Raw genomic sequence first — 16,946 nt, forward strand, 5'->3', positions numbered from 1 at the left:
TCACCATGCTGCTGTCGCTGGTTCCGGCGTTTCTGGGCCTGATCTTCACCCTGCCGATCCTTGGCCACGCCACATGGCATCTCTATCAGCGGGCTGTGCCACCGGCGGAGGAGTGATCCAGCCAGTTTTCACCTTGAACTGCGGCGAGCTTTTTTCGTCCGCAGGGAAGCAAAGTTCAATTCGGTACGCCCGAGAGCTTGCTGCTCGGGCGTACCGAATTGGGCAATGGCAGCAAACAAGGCGGCTCTGTTGCGCGGTGCAGTCGCTTTTCAGATCATGGCGAAGGACAGTTCACAGCCCTCCGTGACGATTTCCAACTCATTTCGGCGTCGAAATTCGTCGGCTATTGCCCGAATTGCTACCCAACGCACATTTGGAGTACGCGCGAGCAACGCGATTGTTTTGCGCATCTACATGATATTCGTAGGAAGTTCTGGTAGCGGAGGTCCGTTTTGGACACAAACCCCAAATAGTAACTCTCTGTAAAACAAAGGTTCCGAGATCTTCCCGGAGGAAACGGAAAGCCTAACACGTAGGGCGGCGGGGCTATTGGGCGATTGCCGGGGAAAGTTTCGGGTAACAACGCCTGTCCAAACCCCGCATCCGCCCAGGAGTTGATGGTAGCCACCCAATTGACGGTCTGAAGACCATCGAATTTTCTAAGCCCGATGGCGAAGGGCGGCGGATGCGCCTTCAACCTTTCCAAGTCGCGATGGCCGCACGACCAAGGGCTTCGAGCTGCCCGGTGGTCGCAAAAGGTACCTGTGCCGTGAAGTAGCTGCCTGTCGGCGGGCGGTCCCCACTCAGACTGGCGGCGAGATGGCCGCGACCCAAGAGCTTTTCGGCGCCAGATTCCTTGAGGGCAATTTCGGATCCGGCCTTTGAAGCCACTTTCAAGCAGAGGCGGTTGTTCAGGTTATCGCGAATACCCACAGGAATCGCATCCTGCGAGGCCCGCTGGGTGATGAGGAAGATGTTCATTCCGCATGCACGTGCCTTCGAGGCGATTCGCGTCATTTTGGCTTGGATCATTTTCCGGTAATCCTCGGAGTCCACCATCCAATCCGCCATTTCGTCATGGAACACGACGATACGCGCAAGGCGCTCTGAAGAAGATACCTTCTTGTTGTACTCGGCGATGTTCGGTGTCCGGGCGGCAGAAATGAGCGCATAGCGGCGTTCCATCTCCGTCACCAGGTCATCGAGTACGACTTCGGCATCTTCCTGGGTCGCAGTGATCCCCCCGACGAGATGAGGCGCCTCGGAGATCCAGAAGAAGTCAGCTCCAAGTTTTGGATCGATAACGTACAACTTGAGGTCTTCGGGGCTATTGAACGCGATGAGTTGCAGCAACAGGTTCTGAATCAGAACACCCTTTCCGTCACGTCGGAGAGCAGCGATCTGGCCTTCGAACAGAGTTCCCCGAACAGGTCGGCTTGTGTGCGGATCAACGCGGACGCGTACACCTGTTCCGGCGTCTCCCAAAAGGCAGACAGCGTTTTTGAAAACGCTTCTCGAAACTGCTCGAGAGCCTGTAGGAGGTCGTCCCGCACGGCATCCGCGATGATGTTGCGATCTACGAAATCGCCAAGCTGTCTCGGAATGATCTCGAAGATGTCCTCGTCCAGCGGCTTACCGGCAGGATCGGTCGTGCGACCCTTCTCTCCCTGAGCCGCATCAGAGAACGACGACGTGTCGTGGATCGACATTGGGAGGTGGCGAGATGCGCTTGTGCCGCGCGGCGCGATCTTCTCCCTTGGAACCGCAACCCTGTTCTCAGACATACCGGCAACTAATCCCTCAATGTCTTCAGGCCAAGCGAGGGCAATGCTGTCTTTGCCGTTCTCGGATGGTCGCCAGAAAACACGAACTCGCTGAAAACGGGATTCCTCGCTGCGATCAGCCTTGGCAATTCCCACCTCAAGCTCAATGGCGCGTAGCTCTTTTCGGGTCTGGTCTTCTGCCTGCTTTATTGCGTTCTCATCGAGCCATTTTCCGAAGCGGAACTCGATTTTGTTCCCCAAGGCCTGTGAAATTAGACGCCCCTCTTGCCGAAAGAGAGTATACGTTCTTCGATCGAGGCTTTCCCAAGTCGACGCTTTTTCGCAATCCTTGACCGCGACAAAAAACCGAAGGTCATCCCCAATGTCGTGATTTGCCTCCGTGTTCTTCACAAAAACGGCCTGCACGCCATCGAGGACTGCCGCGAGAAGATCTTGCTGGTCATTAACCGTTGAAGCGAATAGGTGCCTGCGCCACTCCTCATAAAGACGCTTGTTGGTCCGAATTGCGTCTTCGTTTTCATCGAAGAACGCTTCCTTCACTTCGTCGCTCTGAGGCTTCGTGGGATCCTTAAAGTCTTCAAGAAAGTCTTTCACGTCCGGTAGGCGCTTATCGTAGTCGCGCTCAAAATGCTCGAGCGTTTTTTCCGCAAGACTGAGTGCCTTCTTGCGATTTCGAACACCGAAGATCTTCTCGCCATCTTGGCTCCAATCCAACTGCTCGCACAATTCCGCTTGACAGTCCAACCAGTCGCCTTGACGTAGACGGCTTTGTGCATTCACCAGATCTTCGATCGCATCGAGAAGGTTGGCGCTTGGGTCATCGAGATGGCTCGCGCCATCTTCGAGCCGGCCCTGGAAGTGTCGAACCCGCTCCATGATGCTGTCAGCGTCCAAGCGCTTGTCATCCGGACTCCGCAGGTAAGCGATGCCGGCGTACTTGTCCCGCGCGTCCCTGAACATCCTCCTGAAGTCTTCGGCTTTCACCGACTTTCCCGGGGTCTCAGGAGGAATTGAATCGAAAGTGCCTCTGGGTAAGGCAAGAACTGGACCCAACTGACGAAGTCGTTCGGTGAACAACCAACCGTCAGGAAAAGCAATAAATCGATCGACGAACTCAGCAAATTGGTCGAGTTCGTTCGTGGCGCAGGACATATCGAGGCCTCGAATCATCGCCTCAAGCCAGGCGGTTTTACCCCGCGGCAGATCTTCCGCGTTGATCCCGACCTTGATCTCGTCGCACCAGTGTCCGATCTCAGATTGCAGTCTCGATCGATCGATCCGCACCAAGTCTCCCAGGCTCGACCCGACCGCATCGCGCTCCGAATCCGGAACGGCAAGGACCACCACGTCCGCACCGTCGGAGTTCCTGAAGCTGACTGGCGGATCATCCGAAAGGTGGCAGGGTTCGAGATCCGACAAAAGGTCTGGATCGATCCTCGGGCTGATTGCCAGCTTAAGTGTCCGGCTATCGAGTGTTGGACGTGTCCTCGACACCCCAGCAAGATGACGAGGCTCGAGACCTGTCAGGAGAAAAATGGAACGTCCGGACTGCGGTGCCTCGGCATCAACGATTCGCCACACCATCCGTCCGACAAGATTTGCCCGCCGATCCGCGTCGTCTTCGGCTTGGTGCTCACACCCGTTTTGCGCCACTTGGCTTTGTGAAACCATCACTGCTGCTTTCTCATATTGCGTAAGGGTTCGACACGAAGGCACAATCGTCCGACAGTCGGCGTACATATCCCAAACCCGTGAGCCGTTGCTCAAAAAATCTCATGTTTTCTTCGAACGACGACGGATCGAATGTTCGTTTGGCGAAGGCCCTACCTGCCTCGTTTGGGCCGATGACGATCCGGTACTTTTCGTAGATTTTGTGCAAGAACTTGTCGACCGTGATGGCTTCGCTCCCGGTGTTGCTCATGACAAGCGCCTCAAGAAATTCGTCTGACCCGTCGAACCAGGTTCCCGCTCGTGGACGGGCCGTGATGAACCCCGCGTTCTTTCCCAAAGGTTCGATGAGCGTCGAAATATTGTTCCGTGAACGCGATGTCGCTCGCTTCACAAAAAAGGACAGACAAGCTTCTGGTGACCTACGCGACAACTTTTCCTTGTCGAAAATGCCTGTGTGGAATGTCTCGTGAATTGCCTCAACGGCAAGCTTGAATCGCAAGTCGGGATCACTGTGGCCCCTTGCCTTGGACCACTTCGTGTTCTTTTCTATTTTGCCTTGGATGTAAGCCTCGACGGCCTCGTCGATGGTTTCGCGAACACGCTTCAGGTGGCTCGCCGCGCGCTGTCGCATGTCGCCAATCGCTCCGCCGGACACATCGAGAATGATCGGCTCTGCGCTCGGTCGCCCATCGGCATCGCAAAGTCCGCCGACTTCCGCAGCACGCTCCATGAAGTAGCGCACGAGATTCAGCGCCGAAAGGCGGAAAAGTGGCTCAAACTTCTGTGGAGACGGCAACCCGGCCAAACTGAGGACAGTAATCCAGTCGTTGGCCAATCGATCGTAAGAATGGTGATGACTAAGCGGAAGATACCCTAATGGGGCGTCACCCGTGCGCTCTTCGCTTTCCGGATCAATCTCGGAAAGAAGTCGATCCATCGGATCGCTTGTTGAGAAGAAATGATCCTGGATCAGCTGCGCGGCTTCTGAGGCGCGGTTGGACCGGCTTAGCATGAGATACATCAGCTCCCCCCCGCGACCGAAGAAACGCCGGTCGGAGGAAAAAGAGTTGCCAATGTCCGAAATCAAGAGCTTTGGTCCACGTGGCGCGAGAAAGCGGGACGTCCATCGACGCGACGATAACGCGTCAATTTCCATGTTCCGAAGGATGTCGATCGCTTGCGCAAGCGACGAGAACCGGCCACGAAATCGCTCGCCAAGGTAGCAGAAGGCATTGTCGACCTTCGTTCTGCCACGGAAGCCCTTGTTCAGCTCGTTCACAAAACGATCAAGCTTTTCGTCGTCGGTCAGGGTTTCGTTGAGACGGATCTTGTCCAGAGCCGTGTCTTCAAAGAGAAGGTAGCGAAGCTGTGCTCGCTTGGCGATCGACACAGTGATCGCCTCGCTGCGCGTGGCGTCCACCAATCCATGCGAGAACAGACTTGTGCCGCTTCTGAGTACGGACCCGCATACGGAAAGCACTTCCAGCACAAGCATGTAGGGCTTTTGCTCTTCGATGAAGCGGTGACCGAAGATCGCCTCTTGGACCCACATCTCGGGTTTCTCGCTTGGGCGAGACGCATCTTCGAAAGGTTTGGGCGTGATCTCGTTCATAGAGCTTCCTCCAAGAGATCAATGGGCCTTGCTGTCAGCTCGGCCCCGGTCGTGTCGACGGCCTTCAGGATCAACGGCGCGCCGGCTTCCAACTCAAGCTTTAGGATCGCGCCTACGGATCGTATCTGGAAGTTTCTCAGGTCTTGGTAGCACTGGTTCGTGAAGCTCGTCGGTAGGGCACCATGCGAGACGCGAACCAGATACTCAAAAAGCGTCGGCGTGAGATCCAAGGAGCTGATCGGCTCGCTGTGCCCCCGCACGTGGATCTCAAGGCATGGTGCGCGACCGGGAAAACGAGGCTCCGGAAGAGCCAAGGAATAGAGTTGCCCACGCCATCGGATTGGATCGAAAGCCAGGAGAGGCTTTTCCGTGCCGAGGTAGACACCACTCGGCTGTGTCAGCCAAAGCGCGTCACGTGTGTCCGTCAATGCGCACGAGATCTCCTTTGATCCAGCGACCCCAGAACGATACGTGCACGCGATTCAAAGCCTCGTAGCTTCGATGACCGGACCGAAAGAAAAAACCAATACTAAGGCGCGCGATACGGTGAGAGCACTCGTCTCGGAGATCATCGTTTCTCCCGCAGAAGATGACGGTATTCCAGTCGAAGTCAGAGGACGCATTAGCGCCTTCGTTTCAAACCCAAGATCTCAGGTGGGGGGTTCGGTGGTAGCGGAGGAGGGACTTGAACCCCCGACACGCGGATTATGATTATCCCACAAGTATTTGGACCGCAGAGAGTGTTACCATTTACGTTGTGGCTACGCGGTTGCATTTGGGCCGCTGCGATGCTGATCTGGATACGCAGGCGAAATGGATGTGTCCTTCCATCCGTCTGTTCCCTGGTCGCATCGTGTGGACGTGCAAGAACGCTGTTAGACTCAGCTCTTTTGGCGCGAAAAGTTAATTGGGGCCGGGAATCCGAAGGTACAATCTGCAGTGTGGATTGTACTGAAAGGGTCAATAGATCAAATGAACGCATCGACTTCTGTCCGCATTCTTCTGGCGGTTGCAACTTTCGCCACTTCAAGCGCGTCGGCCCAGTCGACAACCGGATCGGCCAGCGACCCCAGTAATTCCTCCGCGGCCAATGGACCCTTTCCGGGCGATCTGTCGGCGATGCAGCGCGAATGGGGCTGTGCACAGGCCCGAGAGACGCCAGGGTATTTCCGCTCCCTGAACGGCGCCGAAGTCAGCGACTCCAAACGCAGCCAGACCTACGAGTGCGCGAGTTTCCTGGGGTCCATGACCGGAGAAAACGAGGTCTATGCCTGGCACAGCGCCGACGCCTATCAGGGCGTTCTGTTCATGAACAACCGCTATCCGGGAGAGTTGTATCTCACCGGCGGGAACAACCCGCCAGCGCAGGGGCTTGTGCCGCCGGGGCCGTTCGTGGCCAAAGTGGACGCCACAACCGGAAGAGAGATCTGGCGCACCGTGCTCGAGAACGGCAACGTCTCGGGCAACTGGGTCGGGGCGGCCAACCTCAACATCCTGCCGGACGGCAACATACCGATCGCCTTTGGCAACAACCTCGTCAAGCTGGATGGTGACACGGGCCGCATTCTCCAACATGTCGAACTTCCGGCCGATGCGCCGCCCGAGGGCAGCAATTTCAAGCACCTTACCATCGCGCCGGACGGCACGATCATCGTCAAGAACCAGACACGTGCAACGCCTTGCACTATTCAAGGGACATTGGCGGCGTTCCAGTGCCCTGGCGGTGCTGCGGCCTCGCCGGGCTCGACGATCCTGGCCATCGACGCCGAGACGTTCGAGATCTACGATCGCGTGAGCGTGCCCGAGAACGCAGTAACACCGCATACGATCACTGAACATGACGGCAAGATCGCGATCTATGCGCCAACGATCCTCAAGGTCTACCGGTTCCACTGGGATCCAGAGACCAGGAAACTGTCGCAGGACACGGATTGGGTGATCGACAATTACCTCGCGGAGGGCCAGACCGCTGGCGACGCGCCGGGGGTTTTGGGCGATTGGGTTGTCATTCAGGTCAATGGGCTGCCGACGGCCAAGGCGGCTTCGTCCATCGTGGCCATCAGCCAAAGTGACCCCCAAACGGTCACGCGCGCCTATCCGTTCGGCAAGGACATTCCAACTGGAATGAGCTGGGCACCTCCTAAGGCGGCAATCGACGAAGAGAACAGCATGGTGTTCTCCGCGGATCAGAACATGATGAAGATCGGCGCACTGGACTTCGATCAGGCGACCGGCGACATGACCGTGGCGTGGACCCTCGACGGCGCCACCACAGCCTTGCAGGCACTCTACGGTCCGGCGGATCAGAGGGTTCTGGGAACCGCAAGAGCCGAGCCCGGAACAACGCTCGACGCGCTCAATCAGACCTCGAACCCGCCCTATCGCCAGCAGGCGATCTGGCTGGATGCCAAGACGGGTCGGCTGCTCGCCGAGTCCGACTACTTCGAGCCGATGAACTTCAACACGCTGTTGTCGCCGGGGTACGGCGGGCGTTTTTACTACATGTGGGAGAATGGCTTCATCGTCATGCAGCCCATGCCGAAACGCGAGAAGTGACAGGGTCTTGCGCCTTCACGTCCCAGAGATACCGAAAGGACACACCATGAAACACAAGGTCACGTTGTTAATCGGTCTTGCCGCGATAGCCTTGTCCGCCGCAGTGGCGATCGCAGATGAGAAACACGAAATCAGCCTGCTCTTCGTTCAGACGGCATCCGAAATGGCAGCCGACCGGGAGAAGTTACAGTTGCGCCTGATCAATGTCGGCAACCAGACGGTCTATTTCTCAGATCGCCCGGAGCGTGTTGCCGGACATATCCACCTCGACAAGTTCGTGAACGGGTGGAGCAAGGGGGATGACAGTTTCGCGCAGAACCCGCCCAACGCCGCACTGTCGGTCTATGAGCCGGGCGGCGAGGACAATGCGCTTGTCGTGGTCGAGCTGTTCGAGCCGGTGAAGGACGGCAACGATCTGGTCTACACCTACAAGCTTATCGACGGTGACATGCCCGAGAGCGGCGGCGCCACGTCGTTGTTCATTGACACGTTTGGTCCTGGCGGCGGGGTTGGCGCCGGGTTTCACGGCGTTGGTGTCGGAGCGCGTGGTCCGGGCGCGGCCGGGTGGGCCGGGGTCGCGGTGCGGAATTGCGCAGACGGGAACTGCTAGGAAGACCAACAAAACTATGGGAGAAACGTCATGCACAGGAATTCGAGGCCAACCAGGTTCTTGATCGGCGCGGTATTCAGCGTCCTATGCGCCAGTCAGGCGCCTGGCCAACAGCAGGCCGAGAACGTCACCCTCACAGACATTCGTGGCATGGTGTTTTGCGAATTCCTGCTGATCACCGACAAGGATGTCACGATCTACAATACGTCGGCCAATGGAGAATGTGATCTAGACACGTTCAGCCAGCTCGACCCGGCTGACATCGCAACGGAACACGGCGCCAAGCAGGCGCAACTCAACGGGCCGAAATACTGGATCATGGACGAGCAGACGCTTGGACTGGGCGAAACCAAGACTTTCGGCGGGATCGAGGCGCGCTATGCGGCCACCCTTCCGCTTGCATCCTTGGGCTCTGGCGAAGGGGCGGATCCCTACGCGCCCTATGTGACCCAAAAGGAACAAAAGATGGTCTACCACGCCGGTAAGCCAGTTTATGAATTGGTCGACAAGGATGGCAACGCCTACGTTTTGAATGCCTACGGTGCTCAGGTTGAAAACGGCGACCCCTCCAATCTGGAAAAGCAGTTGAAGCCGGCTGAGGGATGGACCTTCCGCAGTCGCATCCTCGACGAAGAAATGGTGATCATCCAGAAAGGGGATCGACCGAACAAGATGGTCGGCGATGACATGCACCAGTATTACTCTCTTGAGGAGAGAGACGGCGGATGAACGATGTCGATTGGGATGAACAGAAAGAATCGGGCATGCGGAGAACATTTCTTGCCGTTCTGATCCTCTTCGGCGCCGCTCTCAGCGCTGGAGACGACGCCTGGGCACAATCCTCGGGTTCCGGCAGCAGCCAAACCCAAACCTATTCGGGATATCCGCCTTCCAACAGCCTCGAAGGTGGCGACAGTGTTGTCCAGGATCTATCGATCGACGATACCAAGCTCGATCCGGTGCTGAGCTTTCCCAAGATCGAGAAGTTCTTTCAGCCGTTCTTCGATTGGAAGAAGCGACTGAACGAGAACACCGGGCTGAAGCTGCAATTCAGCTATCAGACGCTCTATCAACGCACCGACGAGCCGGTCACCTACGAGGATGCCTTTGCCGGCAGGGGACAGATCCAGGGCTCGTGGACGCTGTTAAACCGCGGCGGTGAGAATGAAGGCAGGCTGACCTTTCGCCTGGAGAACCGTCACACCATCAACAGCGCCATTCCGCCCAGCCAGTTGGCCTTTCAGTTCGGAAGCATCGCTCCGTCGGGCACGGGGTTCAGTGATTTCGGCACAGTGTTGACCGAATTGGCCTGGCGGCAATCCCTGATGGACGGAAAGTTCAGGTTCATCGTCGGCAAGATCAGTGCGATTTCCTGGTATAACGTGCACGCGATGTCCTCATCGATGCGCGGCTTCCAGAATACCGCGCTGCAAAGCAGCTTGTCGAAGCCGGCTCCGGGACGGGGTATCGGCGCCGGGTTCGGCTATGAATTCACACCACATTTCGTGATGGTCGCCGGCATCCACGATGCCAATGCCAAGACGGACGAGAACCCGTTTGACACGATTGGCGAGAAGGAATTCTACAGCTCCGTGGAATTCAGATACTATCCGACCACGCCGGATCGATGGCGATACGACCAGGTGCGCCTGCAATTCTGGTACCAGGATCCCAAGACCGCCTCGGGAACGCCTGCCGGCTACGGGGCCACTTTCACCGCCAGCCATCTGTTTCAGGATCGCTACTACCCGTTCGTTGTCGCCGGCATATCCAACGGTAAAGCGTCGACCTTCAAGAAGGACGTGATCGCTGGCCTTGGAATAGGTTTGGATACCAAGCACCGCGCGGCCAGCGACCTGATCGGGTTGGCGGTCAGTTGGGGCGATCCATCGAATGCGGCGCTGCAGGACCAGACCACGGCGGAGCTGTTCTACCGCTTCCAGCTTGCGCAGCGCCTGGCATTCACGCCATCAGTGCAATATGTGCGCAATCCGGCCGCCAACCCGTCGCAGACGGATGCGTGGCTTTTCGGCTTCCGCACACGCTGGACCTTCTAGGCCGGCCACTTCCGCCTATGATTCAATCAGGACCCCGGCGCTCGCCGGGTGCGATCTATTGATCTGCTTGATCCTCTCATCGACCCGTCCTACTTTCGAAATCCCGGACCTTCGAAGCCAGGAAGACGTTGAGTGTCAAAGACGATCCCTCTCATCCGGGCCGCCAACATCCTGCCCATCGTCCGCTTCATGGAGGCGAACAGGCTTCCCGTCGATGCATACCTGGAAGGCGCAGATCTGACCTATTGGTTTCACTTGGAGCCGCTCAGCCCGGTGCCACTTCGGAACGGAATTCAGCTGTTGCGCGATCTCTCCCGCGATCATGGCTCCGACGTTGGGTCCAGCATCGTCAGTCAGGGGACCGTTGCGGAACTGGCGTTCATCGGGGGTGTCGCGCTCGGCAGCCGCACTCCGGCCGAGGCGCTGCAGCGCGTGAGTTTTGCGCTGCCGCTTCATTCCTCGCATGAACAGATTCTGGTCGAACAACAAGACGACCATCTGGTCGTGGAACAAAACCTCCACTTGAATGTTGACGCTGAAAGCCTTCACGCCGTTCAGGTCATGTTCTTTTCGCTGATTCAGCAATTGTGCAGGTTCACGGCAATGCGGCCACCGTTTTTCTCAAGAATCGAGGCTGTGCCTCATCCTGTGACCGGCCTGGGTGATGTCGAGGAGTTGTTCGACGCCCAGGTCGTGCCGTCCAAAAGGCCAAGCGGGCGCCTTTGGATCAGAGACGAAGTAGCGAGAAATCCGTTCCGCATAGTCGCTCGTGACCGCTCGCGGACCGTCGACATCCGCAGCATCCCGCCCTTGGCCGAAGACCGGACCTTGGCCGGATCCGTTCGTCCCCTGATGGACGCCATGCTGCACGACAGCGCCCCGACCATTGCCAGGGTAGCCCGGGCCGGAGGTATGACAGTTCGCACAATGCAACGGCGCCTGTCACAGGAAGGGACATCGTTTTCCGACCAACTCGACCTCGTGCGCCGCAGGTTGGCGCTTCAATTGATCGGGAGAGAAGATTCCGGTCTGTCAGAAATCACGGATCGTCTTGGTTATTCCTCCTCGCCGGCACTTGTCCGTGCCGTCCGCCGCCTGACCGGCACGACGCCAATGCAGCTGAAGCGGTGGAGCCAATGATCTGCGGCAAACCCTGAAACACCTACATTGCGGTGCTAAATCTGGCTCCATCGGACAACTAGTGGTGCCCAGATGATATGCTCATGCGGGCCGGCTCGTCGCTTTCCAGATCGCGGAATAATTATGGTCAGAACCCAACCGTCCCCGAAAGCGGAGTGTGTTAATATGCGCGCGTGGGAAAGACACGCGGAACTGACCGGCGCGTTCAAGATTTGGTTGCGAGCTGTAGGTCTCTGTCGGCGCTAGAGCCGGTATCTCGGAATGGTCACTTGTTTGCCGCGTTGCCACACAAGCAATTCAGGGGGGAATCGATATGAGTATCAAGACACCTAGTGAACTCAGAGAACTGGTACGTGGTGACGTGATCGTCGAGGGCGACTCCGGTTACGAGGAAGCCCGCTCCGTCCACAACGGCATGATCGACAGGCGCCCGGCAGTGATTGTCAGGGTCATGAATGCCGGAGACGTGATGACCACTATTAACTACGCCCGGGATTACGGCCTGGAATTGTCGGTCAGGGGCGGTGGTCACAGCGGCCCCGGGTTTGGCACAAACGATGGCGGAGTTGTAATTGACTTCTCGCAGATGCGAGGTGTCCGTGTTGATCCCGCTTTAAGAACGGCAAGAGCCGAGGGTGGCACCACCTGGGGCGACTTCAACGCAGCCACTCATGCCTTTGGCTTAGCCACCACCGGCGGCATTATTTCAACAACCGGCATTGCCGGCCTCACGCTCGGCGGCGGAATTGGATACCTGACACGCGGGGTCGGATTGTCGCTGGACAACTTGGTATCTGCGGATGTTGTGACCGCCGATGGCAAGATGGTGTTCGCAAGCGAAGATGAGAACGCTGACTTGTTCTGGGCAATTCGCGGGGGCGGAGGAAACTTCGGCGTGTGCACCTCCTTGGAATACAAGCTGCACCCCGTTCAAAACGTGTATTGGGGCCCGATGTTTTACGAGGTCGAAGAAGCGGAGAATATCTTCAAGTTCTATCGGGAATACATCAAGGATGCACCGGAAGAGATGGGCGCTTTTCCAGCATTCCAGATCGCTCCGCCATTGCCCTTCATTCCTGAAGACAGGCACGGCGACATGTTTGTCGCTATTGTTGCCTGTTGGTCTGGTGATCCCGCGGAAGGGGAACGCCAGTTCAAGGCTTTCCATGAAGTTGCGGAGGTCAAGGCCGAGATGGTGGGACCAGTACCCTATCCGGCAATTAACGCGGCCTTCGACGGTCTCTTCCCAACGGGAATCCGCCAGTATTGGAAAGGCAACTTCGTCAAGGAACTGACAGACGAAGCCATCGCGGCACACGTCGAACACGGCCCAAATGCGCCAAACGCGAGCTCAACCATGCACCTTTACCCCATTAACGGAGCCTGTCATCGGGTTGCATCAGATGCCACCGCGTTTGGCCATCGCGATTCAAACTTCTCGATGGTTGTCATTGCTGCATCGCCCGATCCCGCCGACGACGAGATCAATACAAAATGGGTCCGCGACTACTCGGACGCACTGGCCCCACACTCGGAGGCCGGTGGCTACATTAACTTCATGGACGATGACGACACGGACCGCGTCCGGGCAAACTATGGTGACAACTACGACAGGCTCTTGAGTATCAAGCGAACCTATGACCCGGACAACCTCTTCAGGGTCAATCAAAACATCGCGCCCTGACCTTCTAGCGGCCCACCTTTAACTGTTCTCGATTCCCGACTGGAGCGGTGGACCATCTCGGCTGGAGAGGCTGAGCAAATCCTGCGCATCAACAGCGGCCTGGAGTTCACAGGAGCCGCACACAGCGCCGGTAGAAGGGTTCGGCATGTGGAGAGTGATTAAGGTAACCAACGGCGCTGTACGACGCACCAATAGAGCATTCTCGCGACACAAGCCTCTGCAGACTTGAAAACGTGATGCGTGCTTGAGTGAATCGGTGTCCCCTCGCATGATGGAACTATGGGCGACGCTGTTGAAAGCTGGCTGCAAAACTTGGGCCTGCAACAATATTCTGATGTGTTTCGTGAGAATGACGTCGATCTGCGGGTCTTGCCTCATCTTACGGAAGATGACCTGAAAGAACTTGGGGTCAGCCTGGGTCATAGACGCATCTTGCTGGCAGCAATTGATGAGGTGGTGTCCTCGGACCAAGCCGGTCGTACGGAACCTCCGGCAGAGCAACCAAAACCGGCGCGTGCTGCCGAGCGGCGTCATCTTACGGCACTCTTTACCGACTTGGTCGGGTACACAGAAATGACCAACCGTTTTGGCGCCGAAGAGATGCGCAGCTTGCTTCAAAGCTATCAAGATGCGGTTGCTGCTGAAGTTTCTCGATTTGGTGGCAAGATAGCCAAGTACCTCGGCGACGGGCTTCTGGTCTATTTCGGCTGGCCTGTCGCCTATGAAGACCACCCTTATCGCGCTATTGCCTCCGGACTTGAGATCTTGACCCGGATTGGGTCGATCAAGGCGCCGGATGGAAAACCGCTCTCCGCCCGTATCGGTGTTGCCAGCGGGCTTGTGGTTGTGGGTGATTTGATCGGACGGAATGCGCGAGAGGAGAGCGCAGTGACGGGCAGTATCATGAACCTCGCCGCTCGCATCCAGGCGCAGGCGCCACCCAATAGTCTTGTGATCCCCGCCGAGATGAAATCGCTACTTGGGGATGCCTTCGAATATCAAGAGCTTGGCGACCTCCAACTGAAAGGCTTCGACGCACCTCAAACGGTGCTGCAAGTTGCCCGCGAAAAGAAAGCGGAAAGCCGCTTTCGTGCCGCACACCATGATACTGCTTTGAAAACCGTGGGGCGTCAGCATGAACTTGGGTTATTGGAACAAACGTGGTCCCGTGCGCGGTCCGGGACGGGCGAGGCGGTAATCTTGATCGGCGAACCGGGTATCGGGAAATCGCGCTTGGTTGAAGATTTCCTGGACAAGCATGCGGAATTCGAAGGCACTGATATCATCCGGCTGAACTGCTCGCCATACTTCACAACCACCCCATTTCACCCAGTTGCGGAGCGCATCACTCAGGATGCCGATCTGCTGCCGGTCGATGATGCGGCCGGAGTCACCACGAAACTCCGCGCGCTGCTGGAAGGCCGGCAAACTCCAAATCTCGATAATGTACTGCAAGTATATGCCGCGCTGGTGGCACCTCACGTTGAAGCCGCGCAACCGGTTGTCTCGTTGCCGCCATCAGAGCAAAGGGATCTTGTAACCCAGACCATGCTCGAGGTTTTGCGCCATCGCGCATCTGCCCGACCATTGCTGCTCGTGGTCGAGGACGCGCACTGGATTGATCCTTCGACAGCAAGACTTCTGGATCGTATCGTGGCCACCTGTTCGGACATACGCCTTATGGTGCTTCTTACGCACCGGCCCGACTGGAACGGCGATTGGACTACGCAGCACAACAACGTTACCACTCTGAATGTGCGCCGCCTAAACACAGAACAGGCGATCGAATTGATTAAGCAGGTTGCTGGATATGTACCGGACGATGAGGTCGTTCAGGACATCGTTGCCCGCACCGATGGCGTTCCGCTCTATGTGGAGGAAGTAGCGCGTGCGGTCACTTCGGACGGAGCGCAGGCCACAGGTGAAGTGCCATCTTCGTTACAAGGGGCCATGATGGCCCGTCTTGACGCCGTCTCAGAGGAGGCCAAGCAGACCGCGCTAACTGCCTCGGTCTTTGGCCGGGAGTTTTATTCGGACGTGCTTGCTTCGGCAATGGGCTGGTCCGAGGAGAAGGTTAGCGACATCCTGAAAGATTTGTGCCGGTCTGGCCTGATCTACGAAAGCGGTCAAAGGCGAAACGCATATTTGTTTCGCCATGCGCTTCTTAGAGATACCGCCTATCAGTCCATGGTCTCGATGACACGGAAGGAACGACACCAAAAGGCTGCGGAAGCCCTTGTGACGCTTCGTCCTGCTTTCATTGAACGAGAGCCGGAACTGGCGGCGCGACATTTCACGGAAGCGGGACGCCCAAAAGAGGCCTTTACGTATTGGCGGGCAGCGACTGAAAAGGCGCTTGCCGGTTCCGCCAGCGAAGAGGCGGTGGCCAATGCCGAAGAGACATTTAAGGTTGCCGGGCAGTTGAGTAGTGAAGCACCAACCGAGCAAATCATCGCGCGCACGTTGTTGGGGCGCAGTTTCGAAAGTATTGGCCGACTACCTGAGGCGCTTGAAGCTCTGGACCAGGCCGTCGGGGCAGCACGGAAATCTGGCCTGCCAGACCTGTTTTGCGAAGCCTCATACCGGATGGCAGATGCCTCACTGATGTCGAGCCAAAACGTAGGCGAAGCCTACGCCACATGCTGTGAAGCGATAGAGATGCTCCCTGGAGACAATGAAAGGATGCGATGCCGTCTGCTGAGCCAGTTAGCCCGCTGCGCCATGCATACCGGTCTCTTTGCGGAAAGCGCCGAATACAGCCGAGAGGCTCTGGCGCTCGCAACCAGAACTGGTGATGCTAGATCACAGTTCACTGTGATGATGTCGCGCTTCTTCGCGCCGGTGATTGCTCGCGAACCCGAGGAGGTTTCAAATTGGCGCGCGCGGCTGACAGAGATGCAATCCGTGGCAGATACGCTGGGTGAAGTGGATCGTGGTCGCGACCGATCCATCAATTTCTTCGTCGCTATGGAAATGGGCGATCGGGAGATGGCTGAGCGCGCATTGAACCGGCTGGCCAAGGTCGGACGTGCTCGCCAGCACCCGCAGCTGCACTGGGTCGAACAACATGGGCGCGCATTGATTGCTATTCTGGATGGGGATTTCGCCGCCGCCGGAGCCTACGCGGAAACGGCGCTCAGGATTGGACGGGAGACTCATGGCGCCCATGTCGAGGGCGTCTACGGAGTGCAGATGTTTACACTGCGGCGAGAACAAGCACGGCTAGGAGAAGTTGCCCCTGTGATCAAGAAACTTCTGGATGACAACCCGGGCGACATGTCATGGAAGCCTGGCTTTGGGGTCATCGCGGCAGAACTCGGTCACTTCGATGCTGCCCGCCGCATCCTGGACGAGATTGCCGAAACTGGCTTTGATCTGCCAATGGATGCGCTGTACTCGACCACGCTCGCCTATCTTTCTGACATATGTACGGCCGTCACCGCCGATCGCCTGGCGGAACAACTTTATAGCCTTCTTCTGCCGTATCGGGACATCACTGTGACGGCCGGAGTTACCACTGTATGCAATGGGGCCGCCGGCCGCCGCTTGGGTTCACTGGCAGCGCTGCTTGGAGATTGGGAAAATGCGCAGCAACATTTCGAGATGGCGCTGGAGATTGACACAAGAATGCGGGCTGTGCCCTGGGTTGCACACACCAAGGCAGCCTTTGCACGAGCGTTGCGGCGTCGAGGTCGACAGGAAGACGCCAAGGCCGCAGGTCTACTTGAAGTTGAAGCGATGGAAATAGCTTCAAAACACGGTATGATTTCTTTGACCTCAACGCTTCAAGGACAGGTCCATTAGCCATCTGCATCAAGAGATTGGAGAGATG

The 16,946-nt window shown here is 57.3% G+C and carries 10 protein-coding genes and 1 pseudogene; 8 read left to right on the plus strand and 3 right to left on the minus strand.

Annotation, left to right across the window (positions count from 1 at the left end):
- Positions 1-116, plus strand: a pseudogene (locus FGK63_RS21200) (DUF2189 domain-containing protein); the annotation flags it as partial.
- Between the two features lie 577 nt (positions 117-693).
- Here FGK63_RS21200 and FGK63_RS08595 read toward each other — a convergent pair.
- From FGK63_RS08595 to FGK63_RS08600, 3 genes are read right to left on the minus strand one after another with little or no spacing between them, the layout of a single operon-like run.
- A complete protein-coding gene (locus FGK63_RS08595; RefSeq protein ID WP_171052608.1) occupies positions 694-1,353 on the minus strand; it encodes an FtsK/SpoIIIE domain-containing protein in 660 nt (219 codons plus the stop codon).
- 11 nt (positions 1,354-1,364) lie between these two features.
- Complete coding sequence (locus FGK63_RS20705; RefSeq protein WP_171052609.1) at positions 1,365-3,455, minus strand: hypothetical protein; 2,091 nt, start codon at positions 3,453-3,455, stop codon at positions 1,365-1,367.
- A gap of 13 nt (positions 3,456-3,468) precedes the next feature.
- Positions 3,469-5,067 carry a hypothetical protein gene (locus FGK63_RS08600; RefSeq protein ID WP_138841221.1) on the minus strand — a complete coding sequence of 533 codons (1,599 nt, stop codon included), beginning with the start codon at positions 5,065-5,067 and terminating at the stop codon, positions 3,469-3,471.
- A 972-nt stretch (positions 5,068-6,039) separates the two neighbouring features.
- Here FGK63_RS08600 and FGK63_RS08605 point away from each other — a divergent pair.
- The 7 genes from FGK63_RS08605 to FGK63_RS08635 all read left to right on the plus strand — a co-directional run bounded on the left by FGK63_RS08605 (position 6,040) and on the right by FGK63_RS08635 (position 16,918).
- Positions 6,040-7,623: a hypothetical protein gene (locus tag FGK63_RS08605; RefSeq protein ID WP_138841222.1), complete on the plus strand. Its 1,584-nt coding sequence runs from the start codon at positions 6,040-6,042 to the stop codon at positions 7,621-7,623.
- A gap of 46 nt (positions 7,624-7,669) precedes the next feature.
- Positions 7,670-8,233: a hypothetical protein gene (locus FGK63_RS08610; protein WP_138841223.1), complete on the plus strand. Its 564-nt coding sequence runs from the start codon at positions 7,670-7,672 to the stop codon at positions 8,231-8,233.
- A gap of 60 nt (positions 8,234-8,293) precedes the next feature.
- Positions 8,294-8,962: a hypothetical protein gene (locus tag FGK63_RS08615; RefSeq protein ID WP_138841224.1), complete on the plus strand. Its 669-nt coding sequence runs from the start codon at positions 8,294-8,296 to the stop codon at positions 8,960-8,962.
- The gene (locus FGK63_RS08620; RefSeq protein WP_138841225.1) at positions 8,959-10,290 is read left to right on the plus strand and encodes a carbohydrate porin; all 1,332 of its coding nucleotides are present in this window, start codon (positions 8,959-8,961) and stop codon (positions 10,288-10,290) included. The genes FGK63_RS08615 and FGK63_RS08620 overlap by 4 nt, the downstream gene beginning before the upstream one ends.
- 132 nt (positions 10,291-10,422) lie before the next feature.
- Entirely contained in the window at positions 10,423-11,430 is a 1,008-nt protein-coding gene (locus FGK63_RS08625) for a helix-turn-helix transcriptional regulator (RefSeq protein WP_138841226.1), read from the plus strand.
- A 313-nt stretch (positions 11,431-11,743) separates the two neighbouring features.
- Entirely contained in the window at positions 11,744-13,114 is a 1,371-nt protein-coding gene (locus FGK63_RS08630) for an FAD-binding oxidoreductase (protein ID WP_138841227.1), read from the plus strand.
- A 279-nt stretch (positions 13,115-13,393) separates the two neighbouring features.
- Entirely contained in the window at positions 13,394-16,918 is a 3,525-nt protein-coding gene (locus tag FGK63_RS08635) for an ATP-binding protein (RefSeq protein WP_138841229.1), read from the plus strand.
- Positions 16,919-16,946: the final 28 nt, after the last annotated feature.

The organism is Ruegeria sediminis, from assembly GCF_005938215.1.
In the GTDB taxonomy this organism is placed as follows: Bacteria; Pseudomonadota; Alphaproteobacteria; order Rhodobacterales; family Rhodobacteraceae; genus Ruegeria; species Ruegeria sediminis.